This window comes from Pseudomonas crudilactis (genome assembly GCF_013433315.1).
GTDB lineage: Bacteria > Pseudomonadota > Gammaproteobacteria > Pseudomonadales > Pseudomonadaceae > Aquipseudomonas > Aquipseudomonas crudilactis.
The window spans coordinates 512,932-535,362 of the sequence record NZ_WXVV01000001.1 but is presented as its reverse complement, the minus strand read 5'-3'; the positions used below and the strand labels follow the sequence as shown (position 1 = coordinate 535,362).

Annotated in this window: 18 protein-coding genes and 1 pseudogene; 15 read left to right on the top strand and 4 right to left on the bottom strand. The window is 61.5% G+C overall.

Features of this window, described 5'->3' with window-relative positions; translation table 11 throughout:
* Window positions 1-48 precede the first annotated feature (48 nt).
* From GTU76_RS02245 to GTU76_RS02230, 4 genes are read left to right on the top strand one after another with little or no spacing between them, the layout of a single operon-like run.
* Window positions 49-828, top strand: a complete 780-nt coding sequence (locus GTU76_RS02245) for an ABC transporter permease (RefSeq protein ID WP_180697974.1) — start codon at window positions 49-51, stop codon at window positions 826-828.
* Window positions 828-1,676, top strand: coding sequence for an ABC transporter ATP-binding protein (locus GTU76_RS02240; RefSeq protein ID WP_175554518.1), 849 nt, complete (start codon window positions 828-830; stop codon window positions 1,674-1,676). The genes GTU76_RS02245 and GTU76_RS02240 overlap by 1 nt, the downstream gene beginning before the upstream one ends.
* Window positions 1,673-2,635: a HEAT repeat domain-containing protein gene (locus GTU76_RS02235; RefSeq protein ID WP_180697973.1), complete on the top strand. Its 963-nt coding sequence runs from the start codon at window positions 1,673-1,675 to the stop codon at window positions 2,633-2,635. The genes GTU76_RS02240 and GTU76_RS02235 overlap by 4 nt, the downstream gene beginning before the upstream one ends.
* Window positions 2,632-2,910, top strand: a complete 279-nt coding sequence (locus GTU76_RS02230) for a DUF971 domain-containing protein (RefSeq protein ID WP_175554516.1) — start codon at window positions 2,632-2,634, stop codon at window positions 2,908-2,910. The genes GTU76_RS02235 and GTU76_RS02230 overlap by 4 nt, the downstream gene beginning before the upstream one ends.
* Window positions 2,911-3,037: 127 nt before the next feature.
* Here GTU76_RS02230 and GTU76_RS02225 read toward each other — a convergent pair whose 3' ends face one another.
* From GTU76_RS02225 to GTU76_RS02215, 3 genes are all read right to left on the bottom strand, one after another.
* Window positions 3,038-4,696 carry a phosphoethanolamine transferase gene (locus tag GTU76_RS02225; protein WP_180697972.1) on the bottom strand — a complete coding sequence of 553 codons (1,659 nt, stop codon included), beginning with the start codon at window positions 4,694-4,696 and terminating at the stop codon, window positions 3,038-3,040.
* 221 nt (window positions 4,697-4,917) lie between these two features.
* Window positions 4,918-5,655, bottom strand: a complete 738-nt coding sequence (locus GTU76_RS02220) for a TorF family putative porin (RefSeq protein ID WP_180697971.1) — start codon at window positions 5,653-5,655, stop codon at window positions 4,918-4,920.
* Window positions 5,656-5,843: 188 nt separating this feature from the next.
* Complete coding sequence (locus tag GTU76_RS02215) at window positions 5,844-7,586, bottom strand: amidohydrolase (RefSeq protein ID WP_180697970.1); 1,743 nt, start codon at window positions 7,584-7,586, stop codon at window positions 5,844-5,846.
* Between the two features lie 103 nt (window positions 7,587-7,689).
* On the opposite strand from GTU76_RS02215, the gene GTU76_RS02210 reads away from it, so the two are divergent.
* The 8 genes from GTU76_RS02210 (at window position 7,690) to GTU76_RS02175 (ending at window position 16,302) form a co-directional block, all read left to right on the top strand.
* Window positions 7,690-8,607, top strand: a complete 918-nt coding sequence (locus GTU76_RS02210) for a LysR family transcriptional regulator (protein WP_180697969.1) — start codon at window positions 7,690-7,692, stop codon at window positions 8,605-8,607.
* Between the two features lie 38 nt (window positions 8,608-8,645).
* Window positions 8,646-9,263 (top strand): transcriptional repressor LexA, encoded by a 618-nt coding sequence (lexA, locus tag GTU76_RS02205; protein ID WP_016986863.1) that lies wholly within the window; start codon window positions 8,646-8,648, stop codon window positions 9,261-9,263.
* Window positions 9,263-9,880: a translesion DNA synthesis-associated protein ImuA gene (imuA, locus tag GTU76_RS02200; RefSeq protein WP_095121011.1), complete on the top strand. Its 618-nt coding sequence runs from the start codon at window positions 9,263-9,265 to the stop codon at window positions 9,878-9,880. Before lexA ends, imuA begins: the two co-directional genes overlap by 1 nt.
* Window positions 9,881-9,887: 7 nt before the next feature.
* Complete coding sequence (locus GTU76_RS02195; protein ID WP_180697968.1) at window positions 9,888-11,303, top strand: Y-family DNA polymerase; 1,416 nt, start codon at window positions 9,888-9,890, stop codon at window positions 11,301-11,303.
* Window positions 11,279-14,377 (top strand): error-prone DNA polymerase, encoded by a 3,099-nt coding sequence (locus GTU76_RS02190; protein WP_343057384.1) that lies wholly within the window; start codon window positions 11,279-11,281, stop codon window positions 14,375-14,377. The genes GTU76_RS02195 and GTU76_RS02190 overlap by 25 nt, the downstream gene beginning before the upstream one ends.
* 181 nt (window positions 14,378-14,558) lie before the next feature.
* A complete protein-coding gene (locus tag GTU76_RS02185; protein WP_175555707.1) occupies window positions 14,559-15,245 on the top strand; it encodes a CsgG/HfaB family protein in 687 nt (228 codons plus the stop codon).
* Window positions 15,246-15,274: 29 nt separating this feature from the next.
* Window positions 15,275-15,646 carry a DUF4810 domain-containing protein gene (locus tag GTU76_RS02180; RefSeq protein WP_180697966.1) on the top strand — a complete coding sequence of 124 codons (372 nt, stop codon included), beginning with the start codon at window positions 15,275-15,277 and terminating at the stop codon, window positions 15,644-15,646.
* Window positions 15,643-16,302, top strand: a complete 660-nt coding sequence (locus GTU76_RS02175) for a DUF799 domain-containing protein (protein WP_007912525.1) — start codon at window positions 15,643-15,645, stop codon at window positions 16,300-16,302. The genes GTU76_RS02180 and GTU76_RS02175 overlap by 4 nt, the downstream gene beginning before the upstream one ends.
* A gap of 137 nt (window positions 16,303-16,439) precedes the next feature.
* Here GTU76_RS02175 and GTU76_RS02170 read toward each other — a convergent pair.
* A pseudogene (locus GTU76_RS02170) lies at window positions 16,440-16,694 on the bottom strand (flavin reductase family protein); the annotation flags it as partial.
* 103 nt (window positions 16,695-16,797) lie between these two features.
* On the opposite strand from GTU76_RS02170, the gene GTU76_RS02165 reads away from it, so the two are divergent.
* The 3 genes from GTU76_RS02165 (at window position 16,798) to GTU76_RS02155 (ending at window position 22,398) form a co-directional block, all read left to right on the top strand.
* Window positions 16,798-17,487 carry a GntR family transcriptional regulator gene (locus GTU76_RS02165; RefSeq protein WP_180697965.1) on the top strand — a complete coding sequence of 230 codons (690 nt, stop codon included), beginning with the start codon at window positions 16,798-16,800 and terminating at the stop codon, window positions 17,485-17,487.
* Window positions 17,488-17,621: 134 nt separating this feature from the next.
* Window positions 17,622-19,733, top strand: coding sequence for a hybrid sensor histidine kinase/response regulator (locus tag GTU76_RS02160; RefSeq protein WP_175554506.1), 2,112 nt, complete (start codon window positions 17,622-17,624; stop codon window positions 19,731-19,733).
* A gap of 31 nt (window positions 19,734-19,764) precedes the next feature.
* Complete coding sequence (locus tag GTU76_RS02155; RefSeq protein ID WP_180697964.1) at window positions 19,765-22,398, top strand: excinuclease ABC subunit UvrA; 2,634 nt, start codon at window positions 19,765-19,767, stop codon at window positions 22,396-22,398.
* Window positions 22,399-22,431 lie beyond the last annotated feature (33 nt).

The window sequence follows — 22,431 nt, the reverse complement described above, 5'->3', positions numbered from 1 at the left end:
GGGGTAAATCTCAGCCACAACACAGATCCAGAACTGGAAACCCGCTCCATGAAAATACCCATCCGCTGGACATCAAGAGCCACATCCTTGCTGCTCTGCCTGCTGTTCTGGCAACTCGCCGCCGGCCACCACTGGAACCTCGGCCTCGTCACCTTCGCCAACGTGCCGACACCTATCGCGGTGATCGAAGCAGCATTGGGCCTCGGCGACTCCGGCAAGCTCCTGCAACATCTGACCGCCAGCCTCAGCCGCGTCTTCGCCGGCTACCTCGCTGCGCTAGTCATCGGCATCGCCCTCGGTCTGGCCATCGGCCGCTCGAAATGGGCCGAAGACCTGCTGCTGCCACCGCTCGAAGTCCTGCGCCCAATCCCCGCCGTGGCCTGGATTCCACTGGCGATCCTGATGTTCCCGTCCTCGGAACTGTCGATGGTCTTCATCACCTTCACCGGCGCGCTGTTCCCGATCCTGCTCAACACCGTGCACGGCGTCGAAGGCGTCGACCCGCGCCTGATCGCCTCAGCGAAAAGTCTCGGGGCAGGGCGCCGCGCGATCCTGCTCGAAGTGATCCTGCCCGGCGCCGCACCCAGCATCATCACCGGCCTGGCGATCGGCATGGGCACTTCGTGGTTCTGTCTGGTGACGGCGGAAATGATCTCCGGGCAGTTCGGCATCGGTTACTACACCTGGGAGTCCTACACGATTCAGAACTACGCCGACATCGTCGTTGGCATGCTCCTGATCGGCGTGTTGGGCATGGGCAGCAGTCTGCTGATCAAACGTCTGGGCGGATTGTTCACGCCCTGGCATCGACCGCGAGGAAAAGCCTGATGAGCGTGATGCAAACCCCGGAAGGGCGGATCGACATCCGCCAACTGTCCATCGTCCTCGGCCACGGTCGTGAAGCGTTCGAAGCGGTGCGCGAACTCGATTGTCAGATCGAACCCGGCCAGTTCGTCTGCATTCTCGGCCCGTCCGGTTGCGGCAAGTCGACCTTGCTCGGTGCGCTGGCCGGGCATCTGAGTGCGCATGCCGGCAGCCTGAAAGTCGATGGCGGCGAAGTATCCGGGCCGTCACCGCAGCGCGGCATGGTGTTCCAGCATCACACGCTGTTTCCGTGGCGCACGGTGCGTGACAACGTTGCCTTCGGCCTGAAAATGCGCGGCGTCGGCAAGGCTGAGCGCCACCGCGCCGCTGACGAGATTCTCCAACTGGTCGGCCTCGAAGGTTTCGCCGAACGCTGGCCCGACCAGCTTTCCGGTGGCATGCAGCAACGCGTGGAAATCGCCCGAGTGCTGGTCAATCGTCCGCGCCTGTTATTGATGGACGAGCCGTTCGGCGCACTGGATGCGCTGACCCGCTTGAACATGCAGGAACTGCTGCTGGACATCTGGACGCGGATCCGCACCACCGTGGTCTTCGTCACTCACGACATCGATGAGGCGCTGTTTCTCGCCGACCGCTTGCTGGTGATGAGTGCGCGGCCGGGGCGAATCATCGAAGACTTGCGTCTGGATTTCACCCGGCCACGCACCAGTGAACTGGTCACCAGTCCTGAATTCTCGCGCCTCAAACGCCATTGCCTCGACCTGCTGCGCCACGACAACGACCGACCGCTGCCGCGCCTCAATCCGCTCGGCCTGCCTCCTGAAAACCCTTTGCCGCGATTTGCCCTATGACCTCTATTTTTGCTGTGACCGATAACGATGAAATCCTCGCCCTGCAACCGCGCCTGACTGCTGAAGATGCGGGTGTGCGGCGTATTGCGCTGATCGATCTGGCGGATCTCGAAGAGCCGGATGGCTTGCTCTGGCTGGTCGATCGCCTCGGCCAGGATCCTGCTGAAGAAGTTCGCGCTGAAGCCGCGAGGTTACTGGAGGCCTGGGAAGATGCTGAGGTCGTGCAGGCCTTGTGCGAGGCGCTGACTGATCCGTCGCCCGCCGTGCAATCCGCCGCTGCACAAAGCCTGAGTCTGCTCAAGACTGAAGCAGCGGGGCGGGTGATTCTGCCGTGGACCGATCACGCCGACGTCAGCGTGCGCATCGCCGCGTTCCGGGCCTTGCGTGAACTGCGTTTCGCCGATGCTGCGCCGGCGGCGGTCGCTGCGCTGAACGATGCCGACGCCAGCGTTCGTCGTGAAGCCGTGGGCGTGCTCGGCTGGCTCAAGCAACTCGACGCTTTGCCCGCCCTGGCACGATTGGCCAGCGCTGACCCGGACACCGAGGTCCGCCGCGCGGCTACCGGTGCTTTGGGCCTGGCCTCCAGCGCCGAAGTGTTGCCAGCCCTGCGCCAGGCCTTGCAGGACGAAGCCTGGCAAGTACGCGAAGAAGCCGCGACAACCCTGGGCAAGGTCGGCCACATTGATGCTGGCACCGCGCTGGTTGAAGCCTTGTGCGACGACTACTGGCAAGTGCGCCTGCGCGCCACTCGCAGCCTTGGTCGTTTGCAATTTGCCCCGGCACTGGACGCGCTGATCGACACCCTCGGCCATCGCATCAGCAACCTGCGCAAAGAGGCCGCGCTGGCCTTGGGCGAACTGAATGATCGCGGCGCCGTGGCGGCCTTGCAAGCTGCGCAGGACGACGGCGACCCGGAAGTGCGCAAAGCCGTGCGCATTGCCTTGAGTCAGTTGCAATGAACCCGCTGTCAGTCGGTAACTCGCAGAGTGAAGGGACGCTACGATTGAGCTGGCCGGACGGCCGCGAACAACAGCTCAACCACGCCGAACTGCGCCGTCAGTGCCCGTGCTCGCAATGCCGCGCGTTTCGCCTGAAAGGCCTGACGCCGATGGTAGATGACCGCGTACGCTTGATCGAACTCAACCCGCAGGGCTATGGCGTGCAACTGGTCTTCAGCGACGGCCACCAGCGCGGCATCTACCCGTGGGCCTATCTGGCAAACCTCATCCCATAGGTTCACCACGATCAATTGTGGGAGCGAGCTTGCTCGCGAAGGCGGCAGGTCAGTCGACATCTGTTTTGACTGATCTACCGTATTCGCGAGCAAGCTCGCTCCCACAGGGTTTTGCAGTGTCTGCGGGTTATTGCGCAGCCGTCATCGAAGGCCGGCAGCCATGAAAAATATCCAGCCCCGGCTGATACACCGAGGTCTTCACCTCAAACAACCCCAGCACCGAATGAAACAGGTTGTCATGGCTCAAATCCGTCTGCCCGGTTTTGCCTTGCAGACAACCGCGATCAATCCCTTCGCTGGCGAGCGTGCCATTGCCGAACCACATCACCATCGGCACATGGGTCTGCGCTTCAGGTGCCAGCGCATAGGGCGCCGCATGCAGATACAGGCCATTCTCGCCTAGCGACTCGCCATGATCGGAGACATACACCATCGAGGTGTCCAGCGAATCCTGATTGTGTTTGAGCAGCTCGATGACCTTGGCGAGGAAATGGTCGGTGTAGAGAATCGTGTTGTCGTACACGTTGACCAGTTCATCGCGGCTGCAACTGCCCAACTGGTTGGTGTGGCAGATCGGTTTGAAGCGCTCCATGTCTTTCGGGTAGCGTTCGTAGTACTCGGGGCCGTGGCTGCCGTCCGCATGCAGGACAATGATTGCATGGCCCTTGAGGCTGTCGATGTAGCTTTGCAGATCGGCCAGCAGCGCCTCGTCGAGGCAGTTGTTGCCATCGCAGAACGGCCCCGGCTGATTCTTTGAAATATCGCGATGCGGCACGCGCAGGCAGGTGCCTTTGCAGTCACTGTTATTGTCCAGCCACAGCACTTGCACGCCGGCACGCTGGAGGATGTCGAGCAGGCCCTCGTAGGTTTTGCCTTTCTTGTCGCTGTAATCCTCACGCGGGAACATCGAGAACATGCACGGCACCGAGACCGCCGTCGACGTACCGCAGGAATGCACCTGGGTGAAATTGAGGATGTCGAGTTTGCTCAGTTCGGGGTTGGTCTCGCGCGCATAGCCGTTCAGCGAAAAGTGATCGGCGCGGGCGGTTTCACCGACCACAAACACCATCAGCGATTTCTTCTCGCGGCTCGCAGCCTTGGCGCTCATCACCGCGTCTTCGCCGATGGCCTGCACCACGAAATGCTTTTTGATGCCCAGGCGTTGTTTGGTGTATTTGCTGATCGCGTAGATGTAGTTGGTCGGGTTGATGAAGTGGGTGAGCTTGTCTTCTTCGCGAAAGATCGGCGCGTAGGTCGAATAGAACGCGCCCACTGACGCGGCGATCACCAGCACACAGGCGATGATCACCAGAATCTTGTTGAGCAAGCCGCGAAAGAACGGCCGATAACTCACCGGCCAGCGCCAGATCAGCACTGCCGGCAACACGCCGAGCAGCAGCAGGTAAGCCAGCAGCTTGCCGTTGAACAGCGCGGTGGCTTCGGCGGGGTTGGTTTCGAAGACGTTCTGGATCATCACCGTGTCGATGGTAATGCCGTATTCGTTCATGAAATACGCGGCGCAGGCCGAGAGCAGGGCGACCACGGTGAGTGCCGGTTTCAGTGTCCAGCGAAACGACACCAGGGTCAGCAGCAGGGTGATCGCGGCCCACAAAAACAGCGCAAACGAAGCGAAAAACGCCAGTTTGTGCGCGCCTTGCAGGGTGATCAGCGTACCCAGCGCCTTCCAGGTCGCCAGGTTGTACAACGCCACCAGCGCCAGGGAAAACAGCAGCACCAGTCGGGTAGGAGTGATGGACGGTAAACGCAGTCCGTTGCCAAAAGCCATGTCAAACATCCCTTTACATGAATGAAAACCACGCGGTTGCGCGGGTAACTGTAGAAGAACATTAGTAAAAAAATCGTAAACATCCTGTAACAACTACCGAATTCAAAGCAAATCCTTGTAGGCCTTCGCCTGCTCGCGATAGCGGTGTGTCAGGTGTCGATGTGTTGTCTGACACACCGCTATCGCGAGCAGGCGAAGGCCTACAATGGATCTCGGTGGGGTCAGAGAGATTTGCTGACGCTGGCGACGACGGTGGCAGTGCAGACGTCTTTGAAACCCCAATTGCTCAGGCATTGGGTTTGTGAGAGATCGGTGTCGATGTAGCTCAGGCCCAACACCACGCCGGCCAGGTTGTGGGTGAGTTTGACTTCCCATTCCCGATAACTGTCCTCCGCCTGCCCGGACGCCGAGTACAAATGCGGATCCTTGAAATCCATATTGCCGTAACGCAATTTCAGCCCCGAGTCGTAAGGCAACTCGGTTTCATAACCGATGTAGCTGTACAGCGAACTCTGCTTGCTATCGATCCCCGGCGCATCGCTGGAGTAATACGCCGCCAGTTTCACCCCATAAACCCCGAGAATCCCGTAAACCTCGCTCTGATTGAACTGGCTTTCCTTGGGGTAGGCGTACTTGATGTAGCCCAGATCGAGGCTGACATCCTCGGTCGCCTGCCACAGCCAACCGCCGTAGTAATCGACTTCCTGGCGGGTTTTCAGGCCACCGCCGAAATCGACGTTGGAGCTCCAGGCGCCGAGGTACAGACCGCTGCTGTGAGCGAGGGTCAGGCCGGCCTGCACGGCGGGGTCGTTTTGCGTTTGCGAGATGCCGCGAGTGCGGTAATCGCTGGCCAGGGTCAGGTCTACCTCCAGCGCAAAGTCATCGTTCAAGGGGATCGCTTGGCTGCTCAAAGGCAGCAGACTGAAAAAACTCAGGGCGAACAGGGGCAAGGCTTTCATGTGAACTCCCGATGTTGTGATTATTTTTGGGCAGTACGAAAACTGTGGAGGGAATGCAATCTCAGCCACCCTCACAGTCCCTGTGGGAGCGAGCTTGCTCGCGAAGGCGGTGGGTCAGTCAGTGAAGATGTTGAATGGACTGGCCTCTTCGCGAGCAAGCTCGCTCCCACAGGGTGGGATGGTTGTTGTTATTTTGTGGCGGTATAGACCTGACGGCCGCCGAACCAGGTCTGCAGAACCTGGGTGTCATGCAGGACCTTGTTGTCGACGCTGAACACGTCGCGGTCGAGGACGATAAAGTCAGCCTGTTTGCCCGGCGTCAGCGAGCCGATCTGTTTCTCCAGGCCAATCGTCCGTGCGGCGTTGATGGTGTAGGCATAAAACATCGTGTCGCGGTCCAGACGCTCATCGGCATTGAGCACGCCCAACGGGCCAACGCGGGTGATCGCCTGCGCCATGGCGTTGAACGGATTCGGCGTCGACACCGGCCAGTCACTGGCGCCGGCAATCGTCGCGCCTTGTTTCAGCAGCGAATGCGCCGGGTACTGGTAGCGGAAGGCGAGGGCGCTGACGTAGGGCTTGATCATGTCAGTGGTGTAATCGTCAGCGCTGGCCCACAGCAGTTGCATCGAGGCGATCACGTTGAGCGGCTTGAAACGGGCGAACTCTTTCGGGTTGACCATTTGCAGGTGAGTGATCGAGTGGGTCACGCCGCTCTGCCGATCCTTGCGCGCCTGAGCGATGCCGTTCAGCGATTCACGCACCGCGCGGTCGCCGATCGCGTGGATGTGCACCAGCCAGCCGCGCTGGTCGATGGCGCTGACCAGATCACCGAAATGCTGCGGATCGATCAGCAGTTCGCCCTGTTTGTGCGAGTTGCTGTAGGGGTCGATCATCGCCGCGCTTTGCGCCGGGAACTCGATCACGCCGTCGGCGAAGATCTTGATCCCGGGCAGGGTCAGGTTGGGAATGCCCTGGAATTGTTGGCGCACCTTGTCCAGCGTATCGAGGTCGGCGGGCACGCTTTTCGGGTTGGCCACCAGCAGCGCCGCGACGTGCACGCTCATGTCGCCGCTTTGCGACAGCGCTTTATAGGCCGGCAGCACGCCGACGGTTTTCTCGGTCGGTTTGAGCGCGAACACCGCTTCACCCGGTGCGGCGTTGGCGGCCGGGTCCATCCACGCGGTGATGCCGAGGCTGTTGTTGTAGCGCACCGCTGACTTGGCGGCGTTCAACATGTCGGCGGGGCTTGGCACCGGCATTTTCGAGGCAACCCGGTCCCAACCAGCGTCGACCACAAAGCCATTCGGCTCACCGTTGGCCAGTTTGCCGATGGTGTCTTTTTCTGCGTCGGGCAGGGTTTTCAGCAGCGCGGCGTCGATACCAGCGCGTTTGAGCATGACGTTGTTGGCCCACGCGGTGTGATGGTCGCTGCCGATGAGCACCACCGGCACATCGGCCCATTCGCCGTTGTTGAAGGTTTTGCCCAAGGCCTCGGCCTGCGCCCAATAAACCGAACTCATACCGGCGATGCTCAGCACATCACCGTGTTTCGCTTTGCCGTTTTCGCGCCAGTCGCGCAGGCGTTTTTGCAGCTCGTCGAGGGCGACGACTTCGTCTTCCATGTTCGCCGAGACCATTTCCAGTCCGCCGAAAATCGCGTGGGAATGGCTGTCGATCAGGCCGGGCATCAGCGCTTTGCCCTTGAGGTCGATCACTTGGGTGCCGGGCTCGATCAAGGCTTTGATCTGCGCATCGGTGCCGACTTTCAGCACTTTGCCGTTTTCTACGGCCAAGGCTTGCACCTTGGGTTGAGCGCGGTCGGCGGTGAAAATCTTGCCGTTGAGCAGGATCAGATCAGGTGCGGCCATGGCTTCCATCGAGGCAAAACTTACAGCGCCTACCAACAGACTCGGGATGAATCTTTTCATTGAAGATTTCCTTGTTATTGCTTCTGATGGCCAGATTAGTGGCTGGCAGCGGCTGACAGAACGCCTCCCTCACGAAAAACGTTTTTGCCTGAATGGAAAAAGCATGGACAAGTTGGGTGCATTGAAAATGTTCGTGGTCAGCGCGCAGCTCGGCAGTTTCAGCCGCGCCGCCGAGCAGTTGGGCAAGACCCCGTCGGCGCTGACCAAAGCGGTCAATCACCTGGAATCGGAGTTGGGCGCACGGTTGTTTGAGCGCAGCACGCGGCGGATTCTGCTCACCGAAATCGGCCGTGTGTACCTGGAAACCGCACGGCTGGTCTTGCAGCGGCTGGACGAGGCCAGCGAGGAAATCGAGCAGTTGCAGCACGGTTTGCGCGGCAGCCTGAAAATCACCGCGCCGCTGGCGTATGGGCGGGCGTTTCTCGATCAGGTGTGTGACGGCTTTTTGCAGCAATACCCGCAGATCAGCTTGCAGGTGGACCTGTGCGATGCCTTCGTCAATCTGCTGGAAAGCGGTTACGACCTGGCGTTGCGCGAAGGTCACGATGATTTGCCAGGGCTGATTGCGCGGGTGGTCGGCAGCAATCGTCTGGCGTTGTGCGGTAGCCCGGAATATCTGGCGCGCAAAGGCTTGCCGGTCAATCCGCAGACGCTTGAGCAGCATGAATGGCTGCTCTATCAGCATCCGTTGCTCAGCCGCGAATTCTGGTGGGCCGAGCGCGACGGGCAGCGCTTGAGTCTGACGCAACCGACGGCGCCGCGATTGCGCAGCGACAATTATGACTTGTTGCTGGCCAGTGCCCTGGCCGGGCGCGGTTTGCTGCACACGCCGTTGTGGAGCGCCGCGCCATACATTGCCGACGGGCGACTGGTGCGGGTCATGGCTGACTATGAAATCGACCCGGACACCTTTGGTCCGCACATTCTCGCGGTGTATCCGAGCCATCGGCGGGCCACGGCCAAGGTTGTCGCCTTCATTGATTACATCGCAGCATTTCTCGCAGAACGCGGCTTGAGCTGACTGGCGGCGCTTGTCAGGAAAATCCTACAGGAGTACAAATGTACTCCATGACGAACCTGACTCCCCGCCGTACCGCCATCCTGACGTTTATCCGCGATCGCATCGCCGAACACGGTCAGCCCCCAAGCCTCGCTGAAATCAGCGAGGCTTTTGGTTTTGCCTCGCGCAGCGTGGCGCGCAAGCACGTGCTCGCGCTCACTGAAGCCGGTTTTATCGAAGTCAATCCGCATCAGGCCCGGGGCATTCGCCTGCTCGGGCAGCCGCCGCGTCCGGAACTGCTCGATATCCCTGTGCTCGGCCGCGTCGCTGCCGGTGCGCCGATTGGCGCCGATGCCGACATTCATAGCCGCTTGCTGCTCGATCCGGTGCTGTTCTCGCGCACACCCGATTACATGCTGCGGGTGCAGGGCGATTCGATGATCGAGGACGGCATTCTCGACGGCGATCTGGTCGGCGTGCGGCGCAATCCCGAAGCGCTCAACGGCCAGATCGTCGTGGCGCGACTCGACGGTGAAGTCACCATCAAACGTTTCGAACGGCTCGGCGATGAAGTGCGGCTGTTGCCGCGCAACCCAGCGTACCAGCCGATTGTCGTGCGCGACGATCAGGATCTGGCCATCGAAGGGGTGTTCTGCGGTCTGGTGAGGCAAGGCTGATGGGCGCCGTCGTTGCGTTGGATACGCTGTTCAATGGCGGCCAGGTCTGGAAGGGTCGGCCTGCGCCACCCGCTGCCAGTCCGCAACCGACCGGGCACGCCGCGCTGGACGCAGCATTGCCCAGCGGTGGCTGGCCGGAAGCGGCGCTGAGTGAAATCCTTTTGGCCGGCCCGGGTGTCGGCGAGCTGCAACTGGTCTGGCCAACGCTGGCGCGGTTGTCGGCGGCGGGCGAGCGCATCGTGCTGGTGGCGCCGCCGTTCGTGCCGTACCCGCAGGCGTGGGAAAACGCCGGGGTCGATCTGCGCCAGTTGTCGGTGATTCAGGCCAGCGAGCGCGATGCCTTGTGGGCGGCCGAACAGTGTTTGCGTTCCGGCAGTTGCGGCGCGGTGCTGTGCTGGCCGCACAAGGCCGATGACCGCGCGTTGCGGCGTTTGCAGGTGGCGGCGGAAACCGGCCAGACCCTGGCGTTTGCCTGGCGCCCCTTGAGCGAAGCGGTCAACCCGTCACCGGCGGCGTTACGCATTGCCATCGACGCCAAACCTGCGCAGTTGCGCGTGCTCAAGTGCCGTGGCGGTTTGGCGCGTGCGGCACCGATTGCCTTTGCCGTGGGGCATTGAGGTCGCCATGCGCTGGGTGTGTATTCTGTTTCCGCAATTGGCCCTCGACGCCGTGCTGCGTCAACGTCCCGATCCCGATGAGCCATTAGTGCTGCTCAGCGGGCCGGCCCAGCGCCGGGTGCTGCAAGCGGTCAACCCGGCGGCGCGCAAACTCGGTTTGCGCGCTGGCCAGTCGATGACCGCCGCCCAAGCGATGAGCAAAGGTTTTGCCACGGCGGATTACGAGGCGGCCGAGGTCGAGCACTGGCAGCAGTTTCTCGCTGCGTGGGCTTACCGCTTCAGTTCGCAGGTCAGCGTGCATTACCCGCGCACCGTGGTGTTCGAGATCGAATCCAGCCTGGGTCTGTTCGGTTCGTGGGCGCAGTTCGAAGCACGACTGCGCCAGGAGCTGACCGATCTGGGCTTCCGCCATCGCATCGTCGCTGCGCCCAATCCGGTGGCGGCGCGGGTGCTGGCCAATGCTTACGACGGCTTGGTGGTGCCGGACGGCGAAGCCTTGCAGCATCACCTCGGCCAGTTGCCCGTCGACCGCGTCGGCCTGGAACCGGCGGTGGCCACGGCGTTGTCGCGTATGGGCCTGCGCAATCTTACTCAGGTGCAGAGCCTGCCGCGTCAGGCACTGGCGCGGCGTTTCGAGGCGCAGATGCTCAAGCATCTCGACACCTTGTTTGGTGCGCGACCCTTGGCGCTGGCGTTCTACCTGCCGCCGGATCGTTTCGATGTGCGTATCGAACTGAATTTCGACGTGCAATCTCATCAGGCATTGCTGTTCCCGTTACGCCGTTTGACCGGCGATCTGTCGGCGTTCCTCTGCGGACGTGACAGCGGCGTACAGCGTTTCGACCTGCATCTGGAACACGCCGGGCTGCCGGACAGCGTGATCAAAGTCGGTTTGCTCAGCGCCGAACGTGATCCGGCGATGCTCTTCGAACTGGCGCGCGGGCGCCTGGAGCAAGTGCAGGTCGAGGCGCCCGTGCGTGGCTTTCGCCTGCGCGCCGAAGATCTGCCGAGCTTCGTGCCGCAGTTTCAGGAACTGTTCGACGACCGCCCGCAACAAACCTTGCCTTGGGAGCAGTTGCGCGAACGCCTGCGTGCACGCTTGGGTGATGACGCCGTGCAGGGGCTGCGTTTTCAGGCTGATCACCGTCCGGAGTGCGCGTGGCAGCATGGCGTCGACAAACAACGCTGCGCAGCTTTGCCTAGCGTGCATCGCCCGGGCTGGTTGCTCGGTGAACCGCAAAGCGTGGCGCAAGGTTCGGCGCGGATTCTCATGGGCCCGGAACGTATCGAGTCCGGCTGGTGGGACGGCGATGATGTGCGCCGCGATTACTATCTGATCCAGAACCGCGCCGGTCAGCAGGGTTGGGCTTATCGCGCGGTGGGTGAGGGCGGTCCGTTGTGGCTGCAGGGCTGGTTTGCATGAACGACGGTTATGCCGAACTGCACTGCCTGTCGAACTTCAGTTTCCAGCGCGGTGCCTCCAGTGCGCTGGAACTGTTCCAACGCGCGAAAAAGCACGGCTATCAGGCGCTGGCGATCACCGATGAATGCACGCTGGCCGGGATCGTCCGCGCCTGGCAAGCAGCGAAATCGGTTGAGCTGCCACTGATCATCGGCAGTGAAGTCCGTATCGAAAACGGTCCGAAACTGCTGTTGCTGGTGGAGAACCTGGCGGGTTATCAGGCCTTGTGCGGTTTGATCACCCGTGCCCGACGGCGTATGCAGAAAGGCCAGTATCAGGTGTTGCGCGAGGACTTCGACGAAGCACTGCCGGGATTGCTGGTGTTGTGGGTGCCGGACTCGCTTGATCAGGTGGACGAGGGCCGTTGGCTGCGGCAGACCTTCGGCGAACGCCTGTGGCTGGCGGTGCAATTGCATCGTGGCCAGGACGATCAGCAGCGGCTGGCGGCATTGCTGAGTCTGGCCGCCGAGTTGCAGATTCCGGCCGTGGCCAGCGGCGATGTGCACATGCACGCCCGTGGCCGGCGCGCCTTGCAGGACACCATGACCGCTATCCGCCATCACGTCCCGGTGGCCGAAGCCGGGCTGCGTTTGCACCCCAATGGCGAGCGGCATTTGCGCAGCGTCGAGGTATTGCGCGAGTTGTATCCGCAGGCCTTGCTCGACGAGTCGGTGAAGCTGGCCCGGCGCTGCACCTTCGATCTGGGCGAGTTGCGTTATCAATACCCGAAAGAGCTGGTTCCCGAGGGACACAGCGCCAGTTCATGGCTAAGGCAACTGACCAAGGAAGGCATCGCCTGGCGCTGGAAAAAAGGCGCGCCCTTCAAGGTGCTGAGGCAGATCAATAAAGAGCTGAAGCTGATCGCCGAACTCGGCTACGAAAGCTACTTTCTCACCGTGCACGACGTGGTGCGCTTTGCCCGTGAGCAAAAAATCCTCTGTCAGGGCCGTGGTTCGGCAGCCAACTCGGCGGTGTGTTTTGCCCTGGGTATCACCGAGATCGACCCGGACCGCACCACGCTGCTGTTCGAACGCTTCATGTCCAAGGAACGCAACGAACCGCCGGATATCGACGTCGACTTCGAACACGAACGCCGTGAAGAAGTCCTGCAATACGTGTTCCGTCGCTATGGCCGCCGTCGCGCAGCACTGACCGCAGTGGTCAGCACCTACCACGCCGCCGGCGCGGTACGTGATGTGGCCAAGGCCTTGGGTCTGCCGCCGGATCAGATCAATGCATTGGCCGATTGCTGCGGCCACTGGAGCGATGAAACCCCGCCGGTCGCGCGTCTGCTGGAAGGTGGTTTCGACCCCGACAGCCCGGTGTTGCGCCGGGTGCTGAGCCTGACCGGGCAGTTGATCGGCTTCCCCCGACATTTGTCGCAGCACCCCGGTGGTTTCGTGATTTCCGAACAGCCGCTGGACATGCTGGTGCCGGTCGAGAACGCCGCCATGGCCGAGCGCACGATCATCCAGTGGGACAAGGACGACCTCGATGCGGTCGGCCTGCTCAAGGTGGATATCCTTGCCCTCGGCATGCTCAGCGCAATTCGTCGCTGCTTCGATCTGCTGCGCCGTCACCGCAATCAGGATTTGAGCCTGGCGACGATTCCGCCTGAAGACAAACCGACTTACGAGATGATCAGCCGCGCCGACACCATCGGTGTGTTCCAGATCGAGTCACGGGCGCAAATGTCGATGTTGCCGCGCCTGAAACCGGCGAAGTTCTATGACTTGGTGATCGAAGTGGCCATCGTCCGCCCGGGACCGATTCAGGGCGGAATGGTCCATCCGTATCTGCGCCGCCGGAACAAGGAGGAAGAGGAAACCTATCCATCGCCAGAACTCAAGGTTGTTCTGGAAAGAACCCTCGGCGTGCCGCTGTTTCAGGAACAGGTCATGCAGATCGCCATTGTCGCCGCCGATTACAGCCCCGGCGAGGCCGATCAATTACGTCGCTCGATGGCCGCGTGGAAACGCCACGGCGGACTTGAGCCGCACAAGGAACGCCTCGCCGCCGGCATGAAGAAGAATGGCTACACACCGGAGTTCGCCGCGCAGATTTTCGAGCAGATCAAAGGCTTCGGCAGCTACGGTTTTCCCGAATCCCACGCCGCCAGTTTTGCCTTGCTGACCTACGCCAGTTGCTGGCTCAAGTGCCACGAACCGGCGGCGTTCGCCTGTGCGCTGATCAACAGCTGGCCGATGGGTTTCTACAGTCCGGACCAGATTCTCCAGGATGCGCGCCGGCATCAGTTGCAGATTCGTCCGGTCGACGTGCGTGCCAGTGATTGGGATTGCAGCCTGGAAACCACCACGGCGGCGCAACCGGCGATTCGCATGGGCCTGCGCATGATCAAGGGCTTTCGCGAAGACGATGCCCGGCGCATCGAGGCGGCGCGGGCGCGTGGGGCGTTTGCCGATGTCGCCGATCTGGGCGAGCGGGCCGCGCTCGACAGTCGCGCGCAGGCGTTGCTGGCTGATTCCGGGGCGTTGCGCGGTTTGGCCGGGCATCGCCATCGAGCGCGTTGGGAGGTGGCCGGGGTGCAGCAACAGCTGGGTCTGTTTGCCGGGTTGCCAAGTCAGGAGGAGGCGGAAGTGGTGCTGCCCAAACCCAGTGTCGGCGAGGATCTTCACGCCGATTACAGCACGGTCGGCACGACGCTGGGACCGCATCCGCTGGCGCTGTTACGCGGTGAACTCAAAGCCCGGCGCTGCCGCAGTTCGCAGGAGTTGCTTGAGGTCGAACACGGCCGGCCAGTGAGCATCGCCGGGCTGGTGACGGGGCGGCAACGACCGGGCACCGCCAGTGGTGTGACGTTTGTGACCCTGGAAGACGAGTTTGGCAACGTCAACGTGGTGGTCTGGCGTGATCTGGCCGAGCGTCAGCGGCAAGTGCTGGTCGGTTCGCAGTTGCTCAAGGTGGATGGCCGCTGGGAGCGCGAAGGCGAAGTGCGCCACCTGATCGCCGGCCGCTTGAGCGACCTCAGCCCGTTGCTCAATGGTATCCGCGTGCAGAGCCGCGATTTCCACTGATCCCAGGCCAAACACAAAACCCCTGTAGGGTTTTGTGTGTACTCAAGAAAGCCAATTCACTGGCGTCAAAAAAACCTGTCGCGAATGATGGCACTTTGTCATAATGCCGCCCCTTTTCAGCTCCCGCCGCGCATTGCCGCGTCGGGACATCCCCGATTTTCAAAAGGAATATTCAGTGAGAATGATCTCCCGGATGCTGGTTTCAGGCGTCGCGATTGCTGTGCTCGGCACGATTGCCGGCACACTCGCCGGTTGCGCCACCGAAAGCTCCCGCGCGCTGCCGGTGACCAAGGTAGAAAGCGCCACACAAGTCTGGACCGGCGTTCGCGTGCCAATGGCCGTGGGCAAGTTCGACAACCGCTCCAGCTACATGCGCGGGATCTTCTCCGACGGCGTCGACCGTCTCGGCGGTCAGGCCAAGACCATCCTCATCACGCACTTGCAGCAGACCAACCGTTTCTCCGTACTGGATCGCGACAACATGGGCGAAATCCAGCAGGAAGCGGCGATCAAGGGCCAGGCCCAGCGTCTGAAAGGTGCTGATTACGTGGTCACCGGTGACGTCACCGAGTTCGGCCGCAAAGAGACCGGCGACCACCAGTTGTTCGGCATTCTCGGCCGTGGCAAGACCCAGGTCGCCTACGCCAAAGTCAACTTGAACATCGTCAATATCAGCACCTCCGAAGTGGTGTATTCGACCCAGGGCGCCGGCGAATACGCCTTGTCCAACCGCGAAATCATCGGCTTCGGCGGCACCGCTGCCTACGACTCCACCCTCAACGGCAAAGTACTGGATCTGGCCATGCGCGAGGCGATCAATCGTCTGGTGGATGGCATGAACGCCGGTGCCTGGAAACCGGGCAACTGATCGACGCCCATTGCAAGGAGCAACACCCCATGACTCTGAATTTGTCGCGCTCGTTGATGGCGCTGACGCTGGCTGCCAGCGCCTTGCTGGCCGGTTGTGCTACCGGCCCGCAAACCCTGTACCAATGGGAAGGCTACGAACCCCAGGTCTACGAATACTTCAAAGGCGAAGAGCCGAAAGAAGCCCAGGCTGAAGCGCTGGAACGTGACCTGCAGAAAATCCGCTCCACCGGTAAAGCTGTACCGCCGGGTTACCACGCGCACCTTGGCCTGCTCTATCTGAGCATGGGCAAGGACGACCAGATGGTGCAGCAGTTCAAAACCGAGAAAACCCTGTTCCCCGAGTCCGGCACGTACATGGATTTCCTGCTCAAGAACGCCAAGACTGGAGACGCGAAATGATCGCGCGTACCTTGAAACTGCTGGCCGCCGGTCTGGCCCTGACCGTGCTGGGTGGCTGCGTCGCCCCCAAAACCGTGGATTACTCGGCCTACAAACAAGCGCGGCCGAAAACCATTCTGGTGCTGCCACCGCTGAACACCTCGCCGGATGTGAAGGCGTCGTACAGCCTGTTGTCGCAGGTGACATTCCCGCTGGCCGAGGCCGGTTACTATGTGCTGCCGATCGCGCTGGTTGACGAGACGTTCCGCCAGAACGGCTTGACCACCCCGGACGATATTCATCAGGCACCGCCGAGCAAACTGAAGGAAATCTTCGGTGCGGACGCGGCGCTGTACATCACCGTGACCGAATACGGCACGCGTTACATGGTGATCAGCAGCGAAACAGCAGTGACCGCGACGGCGAAACTGGTCGACCTGAAAAGCGGCACCACGCTGTGGACCGGTTCGGCGCGGGCGTCGAGCGAAGAGGGCGGCAATAGCAATGCCGGCGGTATCGTCGGCATGCTGATCTCGGCGGCAGTGAAGCAGATCATCAACAGCTCCACCGATGCCGGCTACCCGATTGCCGGTGTGGCGAGCAATCGTCTGCTCTCGGCCGGGCATCGCGCAGGCCTGCTGTACGGCCCACGCTCGCCGAAGTACGGCACAGACTGAATTATCAGCTGCGGCAGAAAACCACTGTAGGAGTGAGCCTGCTCGCGATAGCGGTGTGTCAGACAACACATCGATACCTGACACACCGCTATCGCGAGCAGGCTCACTCCTACAGGGGAATGCATTTCTCTGTTGGGTTATTTGGCAGCAGGCCAAAACCGCTCGCCACCGCCCGGCGCTTCCGTCCACGCTTGCAACGAGCGGGTCGGCAAATCGAAGTAATCGCGGGTTCGTGCGTAACCATGGCCACCCATGCGTCCGATCGCATCCAGGCCCAATTGATCGATGTACAGCGTCCTCGGATCGATCAGCTCATCGCGCACATGCGCCATCAACACCTCGCCAAAAATGATCTCCTGCGACTGACCAATGTTCAGCGCCATCATCCGCCGGTATGCAATATATGAATGCAATTTGCAAAGGCCCGGATTAATCTGCGTTTCCATGGCCAGGCATCGCCAAGGGCTGGTTGCCTGACGCCAAAGGAGTGTTCGAATGACCGAAAAGAAACCGGAAACCACGGTCGACCGCGTCTACCAAGGGGTTTACGAGGCGATCAGCAAGCGTTCGTTGCGCCCGGGGATGAAGCTGGGCGAGGCCTCGCTGGCCGAGTTATTCAATGTCAGCCGCACGTCGGTGCGTGCTGCATTGAAGCAATTGGAGGCCGATGGCCTGGTCACCACCGAGCCCAATAAGGGGGCATCGGTGTCGTTGCCGAGCAATGAAGAGATCCGTTCGCTGTTCGAAACCCGCCGGCTGATCGAGATCGGCATCGTCACCGAACTGTGCCGGCGCAAGGACACGGCAGCGATGCAGGATCTGCGCGAACACCTGCTGCTGGAAGATCAAGCGCACGCCGCAGGCGACCATGAACGGCTGATTCATCTGCTCGGCGAGTTCCACATCAAACTGGCGCGCAGCCTCAACAACCCGGTGCTGCTCGACTGGTTCCAGAAGTTGATATCCCGCGCTTCGCTGTATGCCGCGGCACTGGACGACGACAGCCACGAAGTCTGCCGCGATGACGAACACCTGCGACTGATCGAGTACATCGAAGCCGGCAATCAGAGCGCCGCCATCGAGCTGACCTGCATGCATTTGAACGGCATCGAGAAGGCCATTCTCGACGTCGCCGCAAAGATGAAAACTGGCTACCATCCGCTCAAACACCTGATCGGGGTGTGAGTTTCGGCCGAGCGTGAAATCGGCTATACCTCAGATGAAACCATTGCGAATGAAGACGCTCGAAACAGACGGGCGTCGCGTTGCGCTGGCGCGGCAATTTATCGGGCAATCACCTAAGGGCACTGAGTCAGTCGATGCAGTTTTTATCCGATAGCCATGGTTGTGACGGCTGGAGAGGCGAAATGGCCGGGCGCATCAGTGCGTTCGACTGGCGCCACACCGAACTCGGCCCGCTGAACAGCTGGCCAGCCAGCCTGTGCAGCGCGGTGCAATTGATGCTGGCCTCGCCACTGCCGATGGTCATGCTCTGGGGCCGCGCCGGCTACATGATCTACAACGACGCCTATTCGATATTTGCCGGTGGTCGCCATCCATATCTGCTCGGTTCACCGGTAGAGCTGGGCTGGCCGGAAGTCGCCGAGTTCAACCGGCATGTGGTCGACACCTGTCTGGCGGGCGGCACTTTGTCCTTCCGCAACAAAGAACTGGTGCTGTTGCGCGACGGCGTCCCCGAAGACGTCTGGATGGATTTGTATTACAGCCCGGTGGCCAATGATGACGGAGCGCCCGGCGGGGTGATGGCCATGGTGGTGGAAACCACCGAATTCATGCACTCCGAACGCCGGCGTCAGGCGGCAGAACAAGCCTACCGCGCTGACAATGAGCGGGTCCGTCTGGCGCTGAATGCCGGGGCCTTGCTCGGCTCGTTTGTCTGGGACGTGAAAAACAACACATTGTCCGCGGATGAGCGTTTTGCCCGTACGTTCTCGTATCCGCCGGATCACGACCTGAGCAATCTGGCCCAGGACATTGCTGAATCGCGCATCCATCCCGATGACCACGCCTGGGTGCAAGAGCGCGTCGCCCATTCCGTGCAGACCGGCGAGCCATATAACGCCGAGTATCGCGTCCGGCGTAGTGACGGCAGTTATCTGTGGGTGTTGGCCAGTGGCGCGTGTGAGTTCGACGAACACGGTGCGCCGCTGCGTTTTCCCGGGATACTGATCGACATTCATGAGCGCAAGATTGCCGAAGAATCCCTGCTCAAATTTACCCGCAACCTCGAACAGCGCGTGGGCGAGGAAGTCGAGGCGCGGCTGGCGGCTGAAGAGCAGTTGCGCCAGTCGCAGAAACTCGAAGCGATTGGCGGGCTGACCGGCGGTGTCGCTCACGACTTCAATAATCTGCTGCAAGTGATCGCCGGCAATCTGCATCTGCTCGCGCGCCACGAACCGAACAACGCCAATGTGCAGCGCCGGGTCAGTGCCTCGCTGGCGGCGGTCGAACGCGGCGCCAAGCTGTCCTCGCAATTGCTCGCGTTTGCCCGGCGCCAGCCGTTGTCGCCGGCAGTGTGCAATCCGCGGCAGATCTTCGAAGGTGTCGGCGAATTGCTGCAGCGAGCGCTGGGCGAAACCATTCAGATCGATGTGCAGCTGCCGCAGCAACCGTGGCATATCAACGTCGACCGCAACCAGTTGGAAAACGCCATTCTCAACCTGGCGATCAATGCCCGTGATGCGATGAAGGGCGAGGGCACCATTGCGCTCAGCGCCGCCAACGTGCGCCTCGATCGCGAGTTCTGTGCCGGTAAAGGCATCGTTTCCGGCGAGTTTGTCCGCGTCGGTGTCAGTGACACCGGTGCCGGCATCGCGCCAGGCATTCTCGAGCAGGTTTTCGAACCGTTTTTCACCACCAAGGCTGACGGTCAGGGCACCGGCCTGGGCCTGAGCATGGTGTTCGGTTTCGTCAAACAGAGCGGCGGCCACGTCGAGATCGCCAGTACCCTCGGCGAGGGTACGCGGGTGCAGTTGTACTTCCCGCGCAGCCTGCGCCCGATCCTTGATGAGTCGCCCAATCTGCAACGGCAGCAGAGCGGCGGCCACGAGACGATTCTGGTGGTCGAGGACAACGACGCGGTGCGCGCCTCGGCCGTTGAGTTGTTGCGCGAGGAGGGTTACCGCGTGTTGACCGCCGGCCACGGCGATGCGGCCATGCAAATGCTGCTGGAAGGCACCGACGTCGACCTGATCTTCACCGATGTGGTCATGCCGGGGCTGATCAAAAGCTCTGACCTGTTCGCCTGGGCCAAGGTGCAGACGCCGCCGGTGGCGGTACTGTTCACCTCCGGGCACACCCGCGACATCATCTCGCGCAATCACCAATTGAGTCCTGATACTCACTTGCTCGGCAAACCGTACAGCCCCGAAGCCTTATTGCAGATGATTCGGGTGGTTCTCGGCAACTGAGCGCTGAACATTCCTTTATCAAGGCAGGTCGATGACTTCCAAACGCACCTCCAAAGCACCCGCCGGCATGGTCCGGGTGCGCGGCGCCCGTGAACACAACCTCAAGAACGTCGATATCGATATTCCCCGCGATGCTCTCGTGGTGTTTACCGGAGTGTCCGGTTCGGGCAAGTCGTCGCTGGCATTTTCAACCTTGTATGCCGAAGCCCAGCGTCGTTACTTCGAATCGGTGGCGCCGTATGCGCGACGGCTGATCGATCAGGTTGGCGTGCCGGATGTCGACTCCATCGAGGGCCTGCCGCCGGCCGTGGCCCTGCAACAGCAGCGCGGTACGCCGAGTACGCGTTCGTCGGTGGGCAGTGTCACCACGTTGTCGAGCCTGATCCGAATGTTGTACTCGCGCGCCGGCAGTTATCCGCCTGGGCAGCCGATGTTGTACGCCGAGGATTTCTCGCCGAACACCCCGCAAGGCGCCTGCCCGGAGTGCCATGGTCTCGGCCGCGTCTATGAAGTCACCGAAGCGCTGATGGTGCCCGATCCCAACCTGACCATCCGCCAACGCGCGGTGGCGTCCTGGCCGCTGGCATGGCAGGGGCAGAACCTGCGCGACATCCTCGTAACCATGGGCATCGATGTCGACATCCCGTGGAAAAAGCTGCCGAAAAAGCAGCGCGACTGGATTCTCTTCACCGAAGAAACCCCCACCGTGCCGGTGTATGCCGGGCTGACCCCGGAAGAAACCCGCGTCGCCCTCAAACGCAAGATGGAACCGAGTTATCAAGGCACCTTCACCGGCGCCCGCCGCTACATCCTGCACACCTTCAGCCATTCGCAAAGTGCGCTGATGAAGAAGCGCGTCGCGCAGTTCATGCTCGGCAGCCCTTGCCCGTTATGTGACGGCAAGCGCCTGAAACGTGAAGCGTTGTCGGTGACGTTTGCCGGGTATGACATCGGTGAGCTGTCGCAGATGCCTTTGCTGCAAGTGGCCGAAGTATTGCGGCCGGTGGCGGCGGCCAGTTATCTGCAGCACGCCGAAGAAACCGGTGAGACCTTGAGTCATGCGCAGACCCGCGAGGCCCGCCAGCAGCGTGTGGCCCACGGTGCCAGCGGCCATGGCAGTGCGCCGGATGTGCGGCACACGCCAAATCTGTCGCTGGAGAAACGTCTGGCGGCGCAGCGCATCGCCGAGGATCTGCTCGAGCGGGTCAGCACGCTGACCGATCTGGGCCTCGGTTACCTGGCGCTGGAACGCAGCACGCCGACGCTGTCGTCCGGCGAGTTGCAGCGCTTGCGCTTGGCGACGCAGTTGGGCTCGCAATTGTTCGGTGTGATTTATGTCCTCGACGAACCTTCTGCCGGTTTGCACCCGGCCGATGGCGAAGCGTTGTTCGAGGCCTTGCAACGCTTGAAAGCTGACGGCAACACGCTGTTTGTGGTCGAGCATGATCTGGAAACCATGCGCCGCGCTGACTGGCTGATCGATGTCGGCCCGGCGGCGGGCGAGCAGGGTGGGCAAGTGTTGTACAGCGGCCCGCCGGCAGGTCTTGCCGAGATCGAACAGTCACAGACCCGCGCTTATCTGTTTGCCGAATCGCAGCGTCAGACACGCGCCGCGCGCAAACCGACGGCGTGGCTGAAACTCGACGGCATTACCCGCAACAACCTGAACAATCTGAGTGCCGAATTTCCCTTGGGCTGCTTCACCTCGGTGACGGGCGTGTCCGGCTCTGGCAAGTCGAGTCTGGTCAGTCAGGCGTTGCTGGAACTGGTCGGCGCGCAGTTGGGCCGTCCAACGCGGGAAAGCGAGACGCAAGAACTCAGCCTCGAAGACGACGCACCGCAACTCAGCAGCGGCCAGGTCACGTCGGGGCTGGAGTCGATCAAGCGACTGGTGCAGGTCGATCAGAAACCCATCGGCCGCACGCCACGCTCCAATCTGGCCACCTACACCGGTTTGTTCGACAACGTGCGCAAGCTGTATGCCGCGACCGACGACGCCCGGGCGGCGGGTTATGACGCCGGGCAGTTTTCCTTCAACGTCGCCAAGGGCCGTTGCGCCACCTGTGAGGGTGAAGGCTTTGTCAGTGTCGAGTTATTGTTCATGCCGAGTGTCTATGCACCGTGCCCGACCTGCCATGGCGCACGCTATAACCCGCAAACGCTGGCGATTCTCTGGCAGGGTTTGAGCATCGCACAGGTGCTGCAACTGACCGTGGAGGAGGCGGTGAAAGTCTTCGCCGAGCAACCGGGGATTCGCCGTTCACTGGAAGTGCTGCGGGACATTGGCCTGGGTTATCTGCGTCTGGGTCAGCCGGCCACAGAGTTGTCCGGCGGCGAAGCACAACGCATCAAACTGGCCACCGAATTGCAGCGCAACCAGCGCGGCGCAACCTTGTACGTGCTGGATGAACCGACCACCGGGCTGCATCCGCGCGATGTTGATCGGTTGCTTGAGCAACTGGACACGCTGGTGACGGCGGGGCACACGGTGATTGTTGTCGAACACGAAATGCGTGTGGTGGCGCAAAGTGACTGGGTGATCGACATCGGCCCGGGGGCGGGGGATCAGGGCGGCAGGATTGTCGCTGCGGGCACACCGCAGAAGGTTGCGGCGAGCAAGAAGAGCCGGACGGCGCCGTTTCTGGCTAGGGCTTTGAACCGATAGTTGCTGCGGTCCAGTTGGCCCAATGAACTGGAT

Coding starts and splice junctions, on each gene's coding strand:
- GTU76_RS02245 (WP_180697974.1), top strand. CDS start 49: ATGAAAATACCCATCCGCTGGACATCAAGAGCCACATCCTTGCTGCTC.
- GTU76_RS02240 (WP_175554518.1), top strand. CDS start 828: ATGAGCGTGATGCAAACCCCGGAAGGGCGGATCGACATCCGCCAACTG.
- GTU76_RS02235 (WP_180697973.1), top strand. CDS start 1,673: ATGACCTCTATTTTTGCTGTGACCGATAACGATGAAATCCTCGCCCTG.
- GTU76_RS02230 (WP_175554516.1), top strand. CDS start 2,632: ATGAACCCGCTGTCAGTCGGTAACTCGCAGAGTGAAGGGACGCTACGA.
- GTU76_RS02225 (WP_180697972.1), bottom strand. CDS start 4,696: ATGGCTTTTGGCAACGGACTGCGTTTACCGTCCATCACTCCTACCCGA.
- GTU76_RS02220 (WP_180697971.1), bottom strand. CDS start 5,655: ATGAAAGCCTTGCCCCTGTTCGCCCTGAGTTTTTTCAGTCTGCTGCCT.
- GTU76_RS02215 (WP_180697970.1), bottom strand. CDS start 7,586: ATGAAAAGATTCATCCCGAGTCTGTTGGTAGGCGCTGTAAGTTTTGCC.
- GTU76_RS02210 (WP_180697969.1), top strand. CDS start 7,690: ATGGACAAGTTGGGTGCATTGAAAATGTTCGTGGTCAGCGCGCAGCTC.
- lexA (WP_016986863.1), top strand. CDS start 8,646: ATGTACTCCATGACGAACCTGACTCCCCGCCGTACCGCCATCCTGACG.
- imuA (WP_095121011.1), top strand. CDS start 9,263: ATGGGCGCCGTCGTTGCGTTGGATACGCTGTTCAATGGCGGCCAGGTC.
- GTU76_RS02195 (WP_180697968.1), top strand. CDS start 9,888: ATGCGCTGGGTGTGTATTCTGTTTCCGCAATTGGCCCTCGACGCCGTG.
- GTU76_RS02185 (WP_175555707.1), top strand. CDS start 14,559: ATGATCTCCCGGATGCTGGTTTCAGGCGTCGCGATTGCTGTGCTCGGC.
- GTU76_RS02180 (WP_180697966.1), top strand. CDS start 15,275: ATGACTCTGAATTTGTCGCGCTCGTTGATGGCGCTGACGCTGGCTGCC.
- GTU76_RS02175 (WP_007912525.1), top strand. CDS start 15,643: ATGATCGCGCGTACCTTGAAACTGCTGGCCGCCGGTCTGGCCCTGACC.
- GTU76_RS02165 (WP_180697965.1), top strand. CDS start 16,798: ATGACCGAAAAGAAACCGGAAACCACGGTCGACCGCGTCTACCAAGGG.
- GTU76_RS02160 (WP_175554506.1), top strand. CDS start 17,622: ATGCAGTTTTTATCCGATAGCCATGGTTGTGACGGCTGGAGAGGCGAA.
- GTU76_RS02155 (WP_180697964.1), top strand. CDS start 19,765: ATGACTTCCAAACGCACCTCCAAAGCACCCGCCGGCATGGTCCGGGTG.